The 14,610-nt window shown below is 69.3% G+C and carries 12 protein-coding genes; 6 read left to right on the top strand and 6 right to left on the bottom strand.

Annotated elements, in window-relative coordinates; translation table 11 throughout:
• The first annotated feature begins 75 nt into the window (after positions 1-75).
• Entirely contained in the window at positions 76-1,044 is a 969-nt protein-coding gene (locus NL112_RS01195) for a nucleotidyltransferase family protein (protein ID WP_255150798.1), read from the top strand.
• A gap of 15 nt (positions 1,045-1,059) precedes the next feature.
• On the opposite strand, the gene NL112_RS01190 is transcribed toward NL112_RS01195, so the two are convergent.
• A complete protein-coding gene (locus NL112_RS01190; RefSeq protein ID WP_255150797.1) occupies positions 1,060-1,782 on the bottom strand; it encodes a diphthine--ammonia ligase in 723 nt (240 codons plus the stop codon).
• A gap of 151 nt (positions 1,783-1,933) precedes the next feature.
• Between NL112_RS01190 and NL112_RS01185 the strand changes: the two genes are divergently transcribed.
• Positions 1,934-3,211 carry an archaellin/type IV pilin N-terminal domain-containing protein gene (locus tag NL112_RS01185; protein WP_255150796.1) on the top strand — a complete coding sequence of 426 codons (1,278 nt, stop codon included), beginning with the start codon at positions 1,934-1,936 and terminating at the stop codon, positions 3,209-3,211.
• Here NL112_RS01185 and NL112_RS01180 read toward each other — a convergent pair whose 3' ends face one another.
• Both NL112_RS01180 and sppA read right to left on the bottom strand, forming a co-directional pair.
• Positions 3,212-4,336 carry a DUF373 family protein gene (locus NL112_RS01180; protein WP_255150795.1) on the bottom strand — a complete coding sequence of 375 codons (1,125 nt, stop codon included), beginning with the start codon at positions 4,334-4,336 and terminating at the stop codon, positions 3,212-3,214. It lies immediately after the preceding gene.
• 30 nt (positions 4,337-4,366) lie between these two features.
• Positions 4,367-5,356, bottom strand: a complete 990-nt coding sequence (gene sppA, locus NL112_RS01175) for a signal peptide peptidase SppA (RefSeq protein ID WP_255150794.1) — start codon at positions 5,354-5,356, stop codon at positions 4,367-4,369.
• 113 nt (positions 5,357-5,469) lie between these two features.
• On the opposite strand from sppA, the gene NL112_RS01170 reads away from it, so the two are divergent.
• On the top strand, positions 5,470-6,645 hold the full coding sequence (locus NL112_RS01170; RefSeq protein WP_255150793.1) for a M24 family metallopeptidase: 1,176 nt from the start codon (positions 5,470-5,472) through the stop codon (positions 6,643-6,645).
• 224 nt (positions 6,646-6,869) lie between these two features.
• Here NL112_RS01170 and NL112_RS01165 read toward each other — a convergent pair whose 3' ends face one another.
• Positions 6,870-7,760, bottom strand: coding sequence for a coiled-coil protein (locus tag NL112_RS01165; RefSeq protein WP_255150792.1), 891 nt, complete (start codon positions 7,758-7,760; stop codon positions 6,870-6,872).
• 313 nt (positions 7,761-8,073) lie between these two features.
• Between NL112_RS01165 and NL112_RS01160 the strand changes: the two genes are divergently transcribed.
• Both NL112_RS01160 and NL112_RS01155 read left to right on the top strand, forming a co-directional pair.
• Positions 8,074-8,487, top strand: a complete 414-nt coding sequence (locus tag NL112_RS01160; RefSeq protein ID WP_255150791.1) for a DUF371 domain-containing protein — start codon at positions 8,074-8,076, stop codon at positions 8,485-8,487.
• Positions 8,488-8,530: 43 nt separating this feature from the next.
• Positions 8,531-9,934 carry an NAD(P)/FAD-dependent oxidoreductase gene (locus tag NL112_RS01155; RefSeq protein ID WP_350356145.1) on the top strand — a complete coding sequence of 468 codons (1,404 nt, stop codon included), beginning with the start codon at positions 8,531-8,533 and terminating at the stop codon, positions 9,932-9,934.
• 6 nt (positions 9,935-9,940) lie between these two features.
• On the opposite strand, the gene NL112_RS01150 is transcribed toward NL112_RS01155, so the two are convergent.
• Complete coding sequence (locus NL112_RS01150; RefSeq protein WP_255150790.1) at positions 9,941-11,341, bottom strand: FAD-binding oxidoreductase; 1,401 nt, start codon at positions 11,339-11,341, stop codon at positions 9,941-9,943.
• A gap of 134 nt (positions 11,342-11,475) precedes the next feature.
• On the opposite strand from NL112_RS01150, the gene NL112_RS01145 reads away from it, so the two are divergent.
• A complete protein-coding gene (locus NL112_RS01145) occupies positions 11,476-12,384 on the top strand; it encodes an endonuclease III domain-containing protein (protein WP_255150789.1) in 909 nt (302 codons plus the stop codon).
• Between the two features lie 98 nt (positions 12,385-12,482).
• Here NL112_RS01145 and NL112_RS01140 read toward each other — a convergent pair whose 3' ends face one another.
• On the bottom strand, positions 12,483-14,405 hold the full coding sequence (locus NL112_RS01140) for a beta-CASP ribonuclease aCPSF1 (RefSeq protein WP_255150788.1): 1,923 nt from the start codon (positions 14,403-14,405) through the stop codon (positions 12,483-12,485).
• Positions 14,406-14,610: the final 205 nt, after the last annotated feature.

Here is a 14,610-nt window from a genome sequence, read left to right as displayed (position 1 = left end):
GTCAGACACGCGGCATACGCCCGCGGATTGTGGAGTATGAAAAAGGACTTATCGGCCGCTGGTGACGTTCGGGGCATGAAGGCAGTCGTGCTCGCCGGGGGGTACGCCACGCGACTGTGGCCCATCACCCGCCACCGGCCGAAGATGATGTTGCCGGTCGGTGACACCACCGTCATCGACCGCATCTTCGCGGAACTGGAAGCCGACGACCGCATCGAGGAGGTGTTCGTCTCCACGAACGAGGCGTTCGCCGACGAGTTCGAGGCGTACATCGCGAAAAGCGAGTTCGAGAAGCTCACTCTCTCGGTGGAGGACACCACCGAAGAGGACGAGAAGTTCGGCGTCGTCGGCGCACTCGGCCAACTGGTCGACCGCGAGGGCGTGGCCGACGACCTCGTGGTCGTCGCGGGCGACAACCTCATCGGGTTCGACATCGCGGAGTTCGTCGACTTCTTCGAGCGCACCGACGGCGCGGCGCTTGCGGCCTACGACGTCGGCACGAAGGAGAAGGCCACCTCCTACGGCGTCATCGACGTTGACGGCGAGCGCGTCCGCGCGCTCGAGGAGAAGCCGGACGACCCGCCGAGCACGCTCGTGTCCATCGCCTGCTACGCGTTCCCCGAGGACGCGCTCCGGTTCCACGAGTACCTCGACGACGGCAACAACCCCGACGAACCCGGCTGGTACATCAAGTGGCTCGTCGAGCACGACGAGGTGTTCGCGTTCTCGTTCGACGAGCCGTGGTTCGACATCGGCACGCCCGAATCCTATCTGGAGGCGGTCGCGTGGGCGCTCGACGGCGGTTCGCTCGTGGCCGACGACGCCGAACTCGTCGACAGCGAGGTCGGTGCGAACGTCCACGTGATGAGCGGGGCCCGCGTCGTCGACTCCACGCTCGAGAACAGCGTCGTGTTCCCGAACGCGACCGTCCGCAACTGCGAACTCCACGACTCCATCGTCGACGAGGAGACCCACCTCGAGGACGTCGACCTCGGCGGCGCGCTGGTCGGCGCGCACACGAAGCTCTCGAACGGCGAGACGTAGGTCGCGGCCGTCCGGCTACTCCAGCGTCGCGTCCGTGATTTCGAGGTGGCCGCGGTCGCCCTCCCATACCGTCTCGTACGCCAGGTCGATACGCTGGTCCATGTGTGGCCCGTCGACCACGAACGTCTCGAACTCGCCGCCCTCGCCGAGGATGTGGACGCCGTACTCGTCGTTCAGCCGTTCGAGGTCGGCGAGCGCGTCGGCGTCGAGCGTGCGACCGAGCCACGACTCGTCGAGGCCGTAGGCGGCGACCTGCAGAATCGTGATTTCGAACCCCGCATCCAGCATCGCGTTCGCGAGGCCGCGAGGCTCTTCCTGCCACAGCGGCGCGAACAGTTCGGCGTCGAGGCGGTCGCACATCGCCCGAATGCGGGAGGTCTGGTACTCGCTCTCGACGGCGCCCGCGGTGACGCCGCCGACGCCGCCCCACTCCTCGCCGAGAGCGCGGACGGCCGCCTCCAGCGGTTCGAGTTCCGCGTCGCCCTGCCGCCCCGAATCGGTCGCGGTCGCGGCGTCGAACTCGTCGGGGTGGACGTCGAGCAACTCGATGCCGACCGACTCCGCGGCGAGGTCCGCGAGGTGGGTCGCCGGCGTGTGGTACATGTAGGAGTCGCCGTCCGGGTGGACGGTGACGAGACGCTCGACCGGGTGGCCCGCCTCGAGCGCCCGGTACAGCGCCCACGAGGAGTCCTTCCCGCCCGAGAACAGGCTCACCCACGGGGCGTCGTCGTCGCGCATACCCGCCCTATCGGTCCCGCGAAGATAGGCGCTCCGTCTCGCGCCAGCGCGCCGATCACCGACTGACGATGCGTTCAGGCCCTCTCCGGGGTGTTTTTCTCGAACTGAAGCGACCGGACGAATATAACCGACAGGAGCACGAACGACCGGTGTGTTCCGGTCACGGTCGTCGTCCGACGAACGGGCGCTGTCCCCGGTCGTCGGCGCGGCGTTGCTCGTCGCCATCGTGGTGGTGCTCGGCGTCATCGGCGGAACGATGGCGCTGGGGCTCACCGAGACGACCGACCCGGCCCCGACCGCGCAGTTGAGTCTCTCGGGGACGCCGGGGGCGTGTCAGTACAGCCTCCGGCACGGCGGCGGCGACACGCTTGAGGGCGACCGCATCGAGGTGCGGGGCGTCGCGGACCCCGGCGTGCTGGGCGGCCGCGAACTCACCACGGGCGAGAGCGCCCGCGTCAACCCCGAGCGCGAGAAACTCCGCGTCGTCTGGCGGAAGCCCGGGAGCGATACGTCCTACGTCGTCGCCCGCTTCCGGGTCGAGAACCCCGACGCGAAGGAGGCCTCCTGGGCGTGTGCCGCCGGCACGCTCTACACCGGTGAGGGCGGCCGCGTGAAGGTCGTCGCCCCCGACGGCGCGGTCGTCGAACTGTCCGCGACGACTGACCTCGCGGCGCTGGGCCCCGCCGACACCGACCTCACCGGCGACGGGCGCGCCGACGTACCGTACGTCTCGGCCGGCGGGTCGCTCCGGCTGACCAACGACACCAACGGCACCACAACCGTCGCCTCCGGCGGCGACATCCCCGGCACCATCGAGACGTCGAAGACGCGCCTCGGCGTCGGCCGCTGGAACGGGAGCGCCGCCTCCGTCTTCTTCGTGAACGAGAACCACGACACCCTCTACCGGGTTCGGCCCGGCGACTCGCCCGTCGAGGTGGCGACGCCGGGCAACGGCGTGCAGGCCGTCTCCGGCGTCGGTGACGTGGACGGCGACGGCACCGACGAACTCGTGTTCGCGGACGCCAGCCAACAGCTCCGGTATCTGGAGCCCGACGGGACGACGAACAACCTCGACGGCGGCCAGACCGGCTCGAACACCGGCATCGGCGCGGGTGCGCTGGCGGACTTCGACGACGACGGCGTCGCCAGCGTCGTCGCCGTCGACGGGAGCAACGACGTGAAGGTGACCGGCGCGCCGACGGCCGACGGTGGGGAGGGCACCACGGTCGTCACCGCGGCGGACGCGGCGAAGGCTCCCGTCACTGCCGCCGACGTGGACGACGACGACGACCCCGAAATCGTGTACGTCGGGCTCGACGCGGGGAAGGTGAAGTACGTCGACGACGTGCGCGGCGCGAACAGCGTCGCCGTCCTGCGCGACGAGGACGGCAACGCGGTCGGGGCGTCGGACGAACTCGGCGTCGTGTAGTCAGGGGTTCTCGGTGACCCGCTCGACCTCCCGTCCCGAGAAGTAGGTGGCGAACCGGACGCCGACCAGCGAGACGGCGACGCCGGTGACGACGAACACCGCCAGCCGCTCCCAGACGGTGAGGGTGAACGACGACACCTCGAGTGCGCCGGCGGAGAGTCGCGGGACGGTCAGCGCCGGAATCTCGCCCGCGCGCTCGAGGAAGTACGCCGAGAAGCCCCGGACGACGAGGCCGACGGCGACGACGCCGAACGGGAGGTTAAGAAGCGCCGACCGGACGCCCTCGTCGCCCAGCAGTTCGTCGAGCAGGCGGCCGGTCGAGGCCGCCAGCGCCGCCGCCGCCAGCCACGGCACGGCGTCGAACACGAACCGCATCGCGGTGATGAACACGCCGTCGTTGCCCAGCGGTGAGACGGCAATGGCGCCGGCGAACACGCCCACGAGCGCCAGCCCAATCCCGATGACGTAGGTGACGAGCGACACCTGCCCGGAGTAGAAGGCGTCCCGGACCGCCCGGGGCAGGGAGGCGACGAAGTCGTCGATGCCGAGCCCTTTGTACAGGAGGAAGGTTCCGAGGACGGCCACGACGACGGCCAGCGCGACGGTGATGGATTCGGCGAGGAACAGCAACAGCGGGAACGCCAGAAGCGCCGCCCCCAGCGGCACCAGCACCGTGGACCGAAGTTCCTCGTCCGCGAGGAACTGTTTGAGCACGTAGTACGTCGACTCGATGTCGTGGCTCTGCCGGACGACCACGCGGTCGACGGCGTCGACCCGCACCCGCGACTCGATGATGGGGAGCGTGCGCTCGCCCTCCGCGCTGTCCGTGACGACGATGGCCGAGTCGGGGTCGTACTCCGCGACCAGGTCATCGACGGCCCGTGCGATGGCGCGGTCGGTGGTGATTGCGTCGCCCGTCCCCGAGACGACGGCCACGACCGGGTCCTCGTTGCCGTCCCGGAGGTCGCGGGCCACCTTCAGGCTCTCCAGCAGGCAGTTCACCTGCGAGTCCTCGGGGTCCTCGATGCCCACGTCGGTGACGAGCGCGCGGACCGCCTCCCAGCCGACGACCGGCTCGTCGGTGAGCCCGCCGTCCCGGTCGACACAGAGCACCAGCGTGGTCACAGCGGAACGAGGCCGCCGTGGGTTAAAAACCTACAGGCGGAAGTCGGCGTCGCCGTCGACGCTGTCCGCGACGCCCCGGCCCAGCGCGTACGCCACCGTCGCGGCGCCGCCGCGGAACCGGGCCGCCAGCCCCCGCGAAGGCTCGAACTCGCGGACCGCGACCTCGACGTCGAGCCGTTCCTCGAGTCGGTCCTCGACGTCCTCGCGGGTGCCGAGCGCGTCCACCAGGTCGAGTTCCGCCGCCTCCTCGCCGAGATACACCTTCGCCTCCGTCGACCTGACGAACTCGGGGTCGAGGTCGCGCGACTCCGCGACCGTCTCGACGAAGTTCTCGTAGTGGTCGTCGATGAGCCCCTGCAGGTACTCCCGTTCCTCGTCGTCGAGGTCGGTGAACGGGACGCCCGCCTCCTTGAACTCGCCGGCCGTGAACTGCTCGTAGTCGACGCCCAACTGGTCGAGCAGGCCCGTCGCCGTGAATCGGGAGCCGCGGACGCCGATGGAGCCGACGACGCTCCCCTCGCGGGCCCACAGTTCCTCACAGCCGCTGGCTATCCAGTAGCCGCCCGACGCGCAGACATCGGTCGTGTACGCGACCGTCGGGCCGTCGAACCGCTCGGCGGCCAGCCGGATGTCGTCGCTGGGGACGATTTCGCCGCCCGGCGTGTTCAGTTTCACCAGCAGGGCGTCGACGGCGTCGTCCTCGTCGGCCCGCTCCATCTGCTCGACCACGTCGTCGGCGGACTGGCCCACGGCCCCGGTCGGGACGGTGCTTCCCCCGTCGCGGGTGATGGGTCCCTCGACGGCCACCTCCGCGACGTTGTAGTTCGGGAACAGGCTCCCGGCTATCCGTCCGCCGACCCGCGCGGCCAGCGGCACGCTGGCGGCGACGAGCAGGAGGCCGACCACGTCCGCGAGGTCCGCGGCGTAGTCGACGAACAGCGCGAACGCGACGAGGACGGCGAGGAGGACGGCCGCGAGGACGACGGCCAGCCGCCCGAGTCGGTCGCTGGTATCGTTCATAGCTCTCGGTGGGGTCGGGCGGCGGATAAAGGCGCGTGTCGGCGCGCGGGCCGCGCCGCCCTGGGGGGTTCCCCACCGCATCGCTTTTCTCGCGGCATCGAGAACGGGGGTCCGTGTCACCGACCTACCCCCGCCTCTCCTCGCATCTCGACGACCGCGACGCGGACGGCTATCTCGTCGACGCCGACGGCGAGAACAGCGACCAGTACTACCTCTCGGGCTACCACGCGCCCGACCGGTTCACGACGCTGTACGCCGAGGGCCGCGTCGTCTCGCTCGTCTCCTCGCTCGAGTACACCCGCGCCGAGAGCGACAGCGCCGCCGACGAGGTGCGGAAGACCGCGGAGTTCGAGGACGACGAGGTCGACGAGATGGACGACCCCCGGGTCGCCGCCAAACACGTGACGGCGAACTTCCTCGAGGCGTACGGCGTCGACAGGGTGGTCGTCCCCGACGCGTTCCCGACCGGCACCGCGGACGTCCTCCGCGAGCGGGGCGTCGGCGTGGCGTGGGACGACGAGTACGTCATGACGGACGTGCGGGCGGTGAAGAGCGAGCGGGAGGTCGACCACATTCGGGCGGCCCAGCGCGCCAACGAGGCCGCGATGCGGGTCGCCGAGGAGATGCTGGAGCGTGCGACCGTCGCGGACGGGACGCTACGGCTCGACGGCGAGCCACTGACGAGCGAGCGGGTGCGCGAGCGGATCGAGATTCGACTCCTCGAGGCGGGCTGTCGGCTGGACGACTGCATCGTCGCCGGCGGTCCGGCGGCGGCCCGCGGCCACGACTCCGGGTCGGGGCCGCTGACGGCGAACACGCCAATCGTCGTCGACATCTTCCCCCGCGACAGCGAGACGCGCTACTTCGCGGACATGACGCGGACGTTCGTGAAGGGCGACCCGGACGACCGGACCCGCGAGTGGTACGACCTCGCTCACGAGGCGTACGAGGCCGCCCTCGACACCATCGAGGCGGGCGTCACCGGCGAGGAGGTCGACGACGCCGTCTGTGACGTGTTCGAGGACGCGGGCTACGCCACGCCCCGCTCGCACGACGCCCCTGAGGACGGGTTCATCCACAGCACCGGACACGGGGTCGGTCTCGACGTCCACGAGTCGCCGTATCTCGCACAGAAGGGGGGCGAACTCGAGGCCGGTCACGTCGTCACCGTCGAACCGGGCCTCTACGAGCAGGGCGTCGGCGGCGTCCGCGTCGAGGACCTCGTCGTCGTCCGCGAGGACGGCTACGAGAACCTCACCGACTACCCGACCGAGTTACAGGTGGTGTGAACGAATCGTTTGCTGGATGAGGCCGTCGTCGTTCGTCCGCGAGCGAGCGCAGCGAGTGAGCGGTTCGCGGCGCCGAACGGAGTGAGGCGCCGTAGCGCGCACGGACTGGAGGCGAGCCCGTGGCTCGCCGGAAGGAGTACGCGCGCATATTTTCCGCAGGTTTTTGCCTGACTGAGCGTTCGCTGACGGATTCAGCGAACGCGAAGGAAGTGCAAAAACTGCGCTTAGAGTAGCCCCGTCTTCTGGAGCTTCATCAGGTCCTCGGTGTCGAGGGTCTCGCCGTTCTGGAAGGCCTCGTATATCTCCTCGGCCTCCTCGCGGGCGGCCTCCTTCTCGGCCTCGCGCTCCTCCTGGCGCTCCTCGTCCTCCTCCTTGTCGAGTTCGCGGAGCCGCTTCTGGACGCGGACGAAGTCCTCGTGGTGGCGGTCGGCCGCTTCCTGGGCGTCGACGAACTTCTCGTGCCACTCGTCGGCCTCGTCGCGGATTTCGTCGGCCTCGCGGTAGGCCTCTATCATCTGGTTGTGGTGCTCCTGGGCCTCGTCGGCGAGTTCGGTCACCTTCTGGTGGTGCTCGGAGGCCTGCGCGCGGACGTCCTGGGCCTTCTCCTTGAGCTCCTCCAGGTCGCCCGACTGGTCGAGCTTCTCCTTGCGCTCGGAGAGCTTCTCGCGTTTCTGCTCGATTTTCTCGATGAGCTCGCGCTCCTCCTCGGTGGAGAGCACCTCGGTCTGCTGTTTGAACTCGAGGTCCTCGATCTCCTCTTCGAGCTGGTCGACGCTCTTGCCCTCGTTGAGCTCGAGGTCCTCCTTCATCTCGTCGACCTTGTCGAACAGCTCGTTGGCCTTCGCGTTGAGCTCGTTGCGCTTCTCCTTGTGCTCCTGGACCTTCTCGTTGAGCTCGTCGCGCTTCTCGCGGTGCTCTTGGGCCTCGTCGACCTTCTCGCGGGTCTTCGCGTTCAGCTCGTCCCGCTTGGAGGCGCGCTCGGAGGCCATCTGGTTCAGTTCGTTGCGTCGGTCGCGGAGCTGACCGGCCTTCTTGATGAGTTTACCTTTGTTGTCCGTCTCGAGGTCGTTGTCTGCGAGTTCTACGTTGTCGGATTCGTCAATGCTCTCTGCCATTGTTGTATCACTCTATTCCATTACCGCTCCGGGGACAGCATCGACTGGAAAAGGTGCAACCGTCGGACAAGCAGCGTTCCCTGTCATTCTGGTCGGCTAGCGATGCTGAACGCCGGAGGCGTTCTGGTGCCTGAACATACAGCGTATTCGTATTTAAGTTTTGTGCAGGTTGAACGGGGTGTAAACGACTACCAAACGCCGGACGGGACCGCGGTACGAGTTCACACGCCCGTCGGAAAGTTATATAAGCGATGAGCCGATGCCGGCGGCCGCGAACGGCGCCGCTCAAGTGGCCGCGCCGCGACGCCCCGACATGGAACAGCGCGTCCACGCGACCGGCCACGAGCACGTCACGGCCGAGCACGCGAGCACGTGGGAGCTGACGAGCGACGACTGGCTCACGCCGGCGGGCGACTGCATCCTCGGGGTCGAGGCCGACACCGTCCCCGCCGAGTTCGACGCGGCGTTCGTCGACGCCTGCCGGGACCACGACGCGACCGTCGAGGCGACCCTGCGGGCCGACAGCCACGAGCAGACCGTCGTCGGGCGCGGCCACCCCGACCTCACCTTCGAGAGCGACCGCTCGCTGGTCGCCCGCACCAGCGACTACGTCGACGACCGGACGGTGATGGTCGGTGCCGACACCGCCGCCGAGGGGGTCGACCGCGACCTCGCCGCGGCGCTCGCGGACGGCGCCGACCTGACCTGCGTGTTCCGGGTCGCGTAGCCGCGGTCAGCACGCCTTTGTGTCGCTCGCTTCAACGGGCGGCATGCGCGTCGCCGTACTCGGCGCCGGGTACGCCGGGCTGACCGTCGCCCGGCGGCTCGAACGCCGCCTGCCCGCTCACGCCGAGATAGTCGTCGTCGACGAGTCCGACAGCCATCTCGTCCAGCACGAACTCCACCGCGTCGTCCGCCGCCCCGAACTCGTCGACGCCGTCACGGTCCCGCTCGACGACTGCCTCGACCGCGCGACGGTCCGGCAGGCGCGGGTGACCGGCGTCGACCCCGAGGCGGGAGTAGCCACGCTCGACACCGGCGAGGGCGAGGAGGAACTCGACTACGACGCGGCGGCGGTCTGTCTCGGCGCCGAGACGGCGTTCTACGGCCTGACGGGCGTCGAGAGCCACGCCACGCCGCTGAAGCGTCTCGACGACGCCATGGCCGTCCGACAGTCGACGCTCGCCGCGCCCGACGGCCACGCCGTCGTCGGTGGCGGCGGCCTCTCTGGCGTGCAGGTGGCCGGCGAACTCGCCGCGCTGGCCCGCGAGGAGGAGTCGGCGCTCGACGTGACCGTCCTCGAGCAGGCCGACCGGGTCGCGCCGACGTTCGACTCCGCGTTCGCGGCCGCCATAGCCCGCGAGTTGACCGACCGCGGCGTCACCGTCGAGACGGGCGCGACCGTCATCGAAGCCGACGCGGAGGCGGTCCACCTCGACGACGGTCGGGAACTCGGCTACGATACGTTCGTCTGGACGGGCGGCATCCGCGGACCGGGGGCGCTCGGCGGCGAGCGCACGCCGGTCGGCGCCGACCTCCGTGCCGGCGACGCGACCTTCGTCGTGGGCGACGCCGCCCGCGTGACCGACGCCGGCGAGTCGGACGTGCCCGCGAGCGCACAGGCCGCGGTCCGGGAGGCGCGGGTCGCCGCCGCGAACATCGAGCGAGCGGTCGCAGACGAGGCGGACGCCCCCGAACGGTTCCGGTTCGACGACGCCGGGTGGGCCGTCTCGGTCGGCGACGGCGCGGTCGCACAGGTCGGTCCCGCCGTCGTCAGCGGCGACCCGGCGCGGGCGGCAAAGGCCCTCGTCGGCGGCGGACATCTCGGCTCCGTCGGCGCCATCGGCCGCGCGTCGACGCTGGTCTGTGAGGAACTGGGCTGGCCGACCGGCGCCGACGCCGCCAACCGGCTCGTGCGGGGGCTGGGCGTCGAGACGGTGTCGACGCGGACGGACCCCGCGACGCCCGGCGAACTTGAGAACCCTGCCGTCGTCCCGCTCGGCGCGCTCGCGGAGGCCGTGACCGGCGGGTCGGCGGTCGATTTGACGCCGCTGACTCGCCTCGCGGACCGGACCGCCGCCGGCTCCCCGGCGGAGACGCTCGACAGCGCGGTGTCGGCCTCGCTCGGCCTGTTCGGCGTCGGGCGCGACCGGAAGCGTGGCCGCGAGGAGTGAGGGAGCTCAGGACACGGGTTCGACGTTCTGGTTCATGCTGAACACGTTGTCGGGGTCCCACTCAGCTTTGAGTTCGGCCAGTCGCTCGTAGTTCTCGCGGTAGGCGGCCCGCTCCTGCCCACCCTCCTCGGGGACGAAGTTGACGTAGACGCCGCCCGTCGCGTGTGGCGTCATCGCGTCGTACAGTTCCCGTGCCCACGCGACACACCGGTCGTCGTCCGCGGGGTCGGTCCAGCGGGTGTGGAGGTTCATCGTGAACGCGGCGTCGCGGTGGGGGTACGCCGTCGCGTCCGTCGGCTTCTCGTTGATAGCGCCGCCGAGTTGTGCGACGGCGAGTTCGGTATGGGGCGTCGGTAGCAGGTCGGCGTAGCGGACGAAGGTGTCTATCATCCCGTCGGTTATCTCGACGAAGTTGTGCGACTTCCAGTAGTTGCGGGCGCCGGGTTCCAGCAGTGGGTCGAACACCTGTTGCCACTCCTCGTAGACGTGTGGTTCGACCGCGTCCGCGATGGGCGTGCCCATCTCGCGGAACGGGGCGACGGCCGCCTCGCCGTCGTCCACGTCGCCCGCGTAGAACGCCGCGAAGATGAGCACCTTCTCGCCGTGGTACGCTTCCGGGATGACGGGGAGCGGCGGCGCGTGTCGGAACACGAACCAGACGGCCAACTCGTCGGGCGCGTCGGCGACGAGCTCCCGGTACTCCTCCAGTCTGTCGGCGGCGTCTTCGAAGGGGTGGACGAGGATGCCCGACAGCACCTCCGGTCCGACCTCGTGGAGGTCGAACTCGAAGGCGGTGACGACGCCGAAGTTGCCGCCGCCGCCGCGGACGCCCCAGAACAGTTCCGGGTTCTCCTCGTCGCTGGCGCGGACCAACTCGCCCTCGGCGGTCACGAGGTCGACCGCCCGGAGGTTGTCGGCCGTCAGCCCGTACGCCCGCGAGAGCCAGCCCCATCCGCCGCCGAGCGTCAGCCCGGCGATGCCCGTCGTCGAGTTGTAGCCGACGGGCGTCGCCAGCCCGAACGCCTGCGTCTCGTGGTCGAGGTCGTGGAGGGTCGCGCCCGGTTCGACCGTGGCCGTCTTCGCCGCGGGGTCGACCCGAACCGACCGCATCCCCGAGCAGTCGACGACGAGTCCGTCGTCACACACCGCGTTGCCCGCGATGTTGTGGCCGCCGCTCTTCACCGCCAGCGGCAGGTCGTGGTCGCGCGCGAACCGCACCGAGGCGATGACGTCCGCGACCCCGGCACACTGTGCGATGACTGCCGGGTACTTGTCTATCATCGCGTTCCAGACCGCCCGGGCGTCGTCGTACCCCTCGTCGTCGGGGCGGAGCACCACGCCGCGCAGGCTCGCGGCGAACTCGTCTATCGCGTCGTCCGATAACGGGCCGCCGGCGGTAACTGACATGGTATCACCAAGCGTGACAGTTCACCGGGGACGAGCGTAACCGTACCGTCCAGATGCGACTTCGGTAGCCACGTTTACTGTCGTGGGTTCGCGACTCGGACAGCTCTTTGTCCCGCCCACTCGAAGCGTGAGGCATGGACGACGAGCCAGCCGAGAACATCTCCGGGGGGGAGTCGGGCGGCGGGACGGCCGCCTCGTTCGCCCCCGGCGAGGCTGACACGCACGCCGAGGCCGTCGTCGACCGTCTCGGCGACATCTACTGGCAGAAGACGTACGGCGGCCAGCAGGCGTTCGAGTGTCTCGTCCGGACGATACTCTCGCAGAACACCTCCGACACGGCGAGCCAGCCGGCCCACGACAGCCTGATGGAGCGGTACGGGGCGAGCGAGCCGCGTAGCGGCTCGGACAGTCGAGCGGGCGATGCCCGCGAGACGGGCGACCTGGCCGCGTCGCTGGCGGAGGCAGAACAGTCCGAACTCGCCGAGACCATCGCCTCGGCGGGGCTGTACAACCAGAAGTCGGAGACCATCATCCGGCTCGCCGGGCGCGTCGTCGACGAGTACGGGGGCGTATCGGACTCCAGTCCGGAGTCCGACGGCCGCGAGACGGAGCCTCGCCCGGCCGAGGGGTTCGACGCGTTCGTGACCGAGAGCGACCCCGGCGTGGTGCGCGAGACTCTGCTCGACATGACGGGCGTCGGTCCCAAGACGGCCGACTGCGTCCTGCTGTTCTCCGGTGGGCGCACCGGCGTCTTCCCCGTCGACACGCACGTCCACCGCATCGCCCGGCGGATGGGCCTCGCGCCCGCCGATGCCGACCACGAGACGGTCCGCGAGCATCTGGAGCGTGACGTTCCCGCCGAGAAATGCGGGTTCGGACACACCGCGATGATACAGTTCGGACGCGACTACTGCACGGCCCGGACGCCGGCGTGTCTGGACGACCCGGAGGCGTGTCCGCTCGCGGACGCCTGTGACCAGGTCGGCGTCTACCCCGCGTCGGGCGAGGTGGTCGACCCGAGCGAGGCCCCCGAGCGGGAGTGACGCGGGGCGACGAGCGCGCGACTACTCGGCCAGCGCATCGAGCGCGCCCCCCGTTCGCCGTCGGGCGGTCGAACGGAGCGACGACGTGCAGGACGGACCTACTTGAACCGGAACGTCTCCAGGTTCTTCGGCGCGAACGTCCGCATGTTGAACTCGTGGTACAGCGCGGAGGAGAGGTCCTGCGTCGACGACTCGTCGCCGTGGACACACAGCACCTTCTCGGGGCGGGGGTTCATCGTGCGCACGAAGTTCTCGAGTCCCTGCCGGTCGGCGTGGCCCGAGAACCCGTCGACGGTCTTCACGTCCATGTTGAGCGTGAGCGTCGACCCGCGGGAGGCGTCGCGGTCGTTGATCGGAATCTCGTCCCAGCCGTTCTGGATGCGACGGCCGAGCGTCCCCTGGGCCTGGTAGCCGACGAACACGAGTCGGTTCTGCTCGTCGCCGCCGAGATGGCGGAGCCAGGACATGATGGGGCCGCCGGTGACCATCCCCGACGTCGAGAGGACGATTGCGGGGCCGCCGTCCGCGACCTCCTGGCGCTCCTCCTCGCCGCCGTCGATGTGGTTGAACTGGTCGGCGAGGAACGGGTTCTCGTCGTCGTGGAAGATGCGGTCCCGGAGGTCGTCACGGAGATACTCGGGGTAGGTCGTGTGGATGGCCGTCGCCTCCCATATCATCCCGTCGAGGTGGACGGGCATCTCCGGGATGTCGCCGCTGCGCATCGCCTCCTCCAGCACGAGCATTATCTCCTGTGAGCGGCCGACCGCGAACGCCGGGATGACGACCTTGCCGTCGCGCTCGTACGTCTCGTTGATGACCTTCTTGAGCTTGCGCTCGGAGTCTTCCTGGTCGGTCTGGTAGTCGTTGCGGCCGCCGTACGTCGATTCGAGGACGAGCGTCTCCACCCGCGGGAACTCGTTGACAGCGCCGTTGAACAGGCGGGTGTCCTCGTAGTGGATGTCGCCCGAGAACGCGACGTTGTAGAGGCCGTCGCCGATGTGGAAATGCGACACCGCCGACCCGAGGATGTGGCCCGCGTTGTGGAAGGTGAGTTTGATGTCCGGCGCGATGTCGGTCACGTCACCGTACTCCAGCGTGATGCAGTGCTTGATGGCGTCGCGGACCATCTCCGACTCGTACGGCGGCGCGCGGCCCTCCTTCGCGGCGACGTCGAGGTAGTCGAGCGTGAGCAGGCCCATCAGGTCGCGGGTCGGCTCCGTACAGTAGATGGGGCCGTCGTAGCCGTACTTGAACAGAAGCGGGATGAGCGCGGAGTGGTCGAGGTGGGCGTGGGTGAGCACGACCGCGTCGATGGTCTGTGCGCCGGCGCCGAGCGCCTCCGGCACCTGCAGGTAGGGCACCTCGCCTTCGGCGCCGGGCTTGTCGCCGCAGTCGATGAGGATGCGCGTCTCGGGCGTCGAGAGGATAAAGGCGGCGCGGCCGACCTCACGACAACAGCCGAGCGTCGTGATGCGGACCCACTCGTCGTCGGACATCTCCTGGCGGTGAATCTGCCGGCCGATGCGCTCGAGGATATCCCGGCGCTCGTCGCGCTCCTGTTTCAGGAAGTTGCGGACGTTCGAGACGGTCGACGACTCGATGGGCGGCGTGCGGACGACCTCGGGCGTCCAGCCCACCTTCTGGGTTATCTCGCGGAGCGTCGACCCGCGGCGGCCGATGACCATCCCGGGCTTCTGGGCCTCGATGACGACTTCGCCGGTGTCGGCGTGGAAATCGAGGTCCGTGACGCCCGCGTCCTCGGGGATTATCTCGCGGATGGTCTGCTCGGCCTCCTCCGGCCGCGAGAGCACGTCCGGGTCGGGACGGACGGTGATGCGCTTGCGGAGCTTCGAGGCGAGCCGGCGCACCAGGTCGCCGTCGCTGGCGAACTCCTTGGGGTCGCGCGTGTACACCACCAGCTCGGGACCCTCGTAGGTCACGTCCGAGATGGAGATGTCGGCCGGCACTTCGCTCGCTATCTCTTCTTTTAGGTCTTCGAGTTGCCGCTCTACTGAACTCATAGCTATCGAGTGGGGTCCCGGTCGCGGTGCGCCGCTGTGGCGGGTCGGTCCCGTCCGGACGCACGCGCTGTAGTACAAGTGGTCATGCTACTCTGTGGTGAGAGACTCGTCGCCCCGGCGGGCGACTGCGGGGTACTGATACCGGAAAACCCGCTTATCCGTTCGTAGACTGCTGTTGATATAAAAGCCTTCGCAAACTGTACGT

This window comes from Halorarius halobius (assembly GCF_024298865.1).
GTDB lineage: Archaea > Halobacteriota > Halobacteria > Halobacteriales > Haloarculaceae > Halorarius > Halorarius halobius.
The sequence above is the reverse complement of the archived record's forward strand: the minus strand, read 5'-3'. Positions and strand labels throughout refer to the sequence as shown.

Coding starts and splice junctions, on each gene's coding strand:
- NL112_RS01195 (WP_255150798.1), top strand. CDS start 76: ATGAAGGCAGTCGTGCTCGCCGGGGGGTACGCCACGCGACTGTGGCCC.
- NL112_RS01190 (WP_255150797.1), bottom strand. CDS start 1,782: ATGCGCGACGACGACGCCCCGTGGGTGAGCCTGTTCTCGGGCGGGAAG.
- sppA (WP_255150794.1), bottom strand. CDS start 5,356: ATGAACGATACCAGCGACCGACTCGGGCGGCTGGCCGTCGTCCTCGCG.
- NL112_RS01165 (WP_255150792.1), bottom strand. CDS start 7,760: ATGGCAGAGAGCATTGACGAATCCGACAACGTAGAACTCGCAGACAAC.
- NL112_RS01160 (WP_255150791.1), top strand. CDS start 8,074: ATGGAACAGCGCGTCCACGCGACCGGCCACGAGCACGTCACGGCCGAG.
- NL112_RS01155 (WP_350356145.1), top strand. CDS start 8,531: ATGCGCGTCGCCGTACTCGGCGCCGGGTACGCCGGGCTGACCGTCGCC.
- NL112_RS01150 (WP_255150790.1), bottom strand. CDS start 11,341: ATGTCAGTTACCGCCGGCGGCCCGTTATCGGACGACGCGATAGACGAG.
- NL112_RS01145 (WP_255150789.1), top strand. CDS start 11,476: ATGGACGACGAGCCAGCCGAGAACATCTCCGGGGGGGAGTCGGGCGGC.
- NL112_RS01140 (WP_255150788.1), bottom strand. CDS start 14,405: ATGAGTTCAGTAGAGCGGCAACTCGAAGACCTAAAAGAAGAGATAGCG.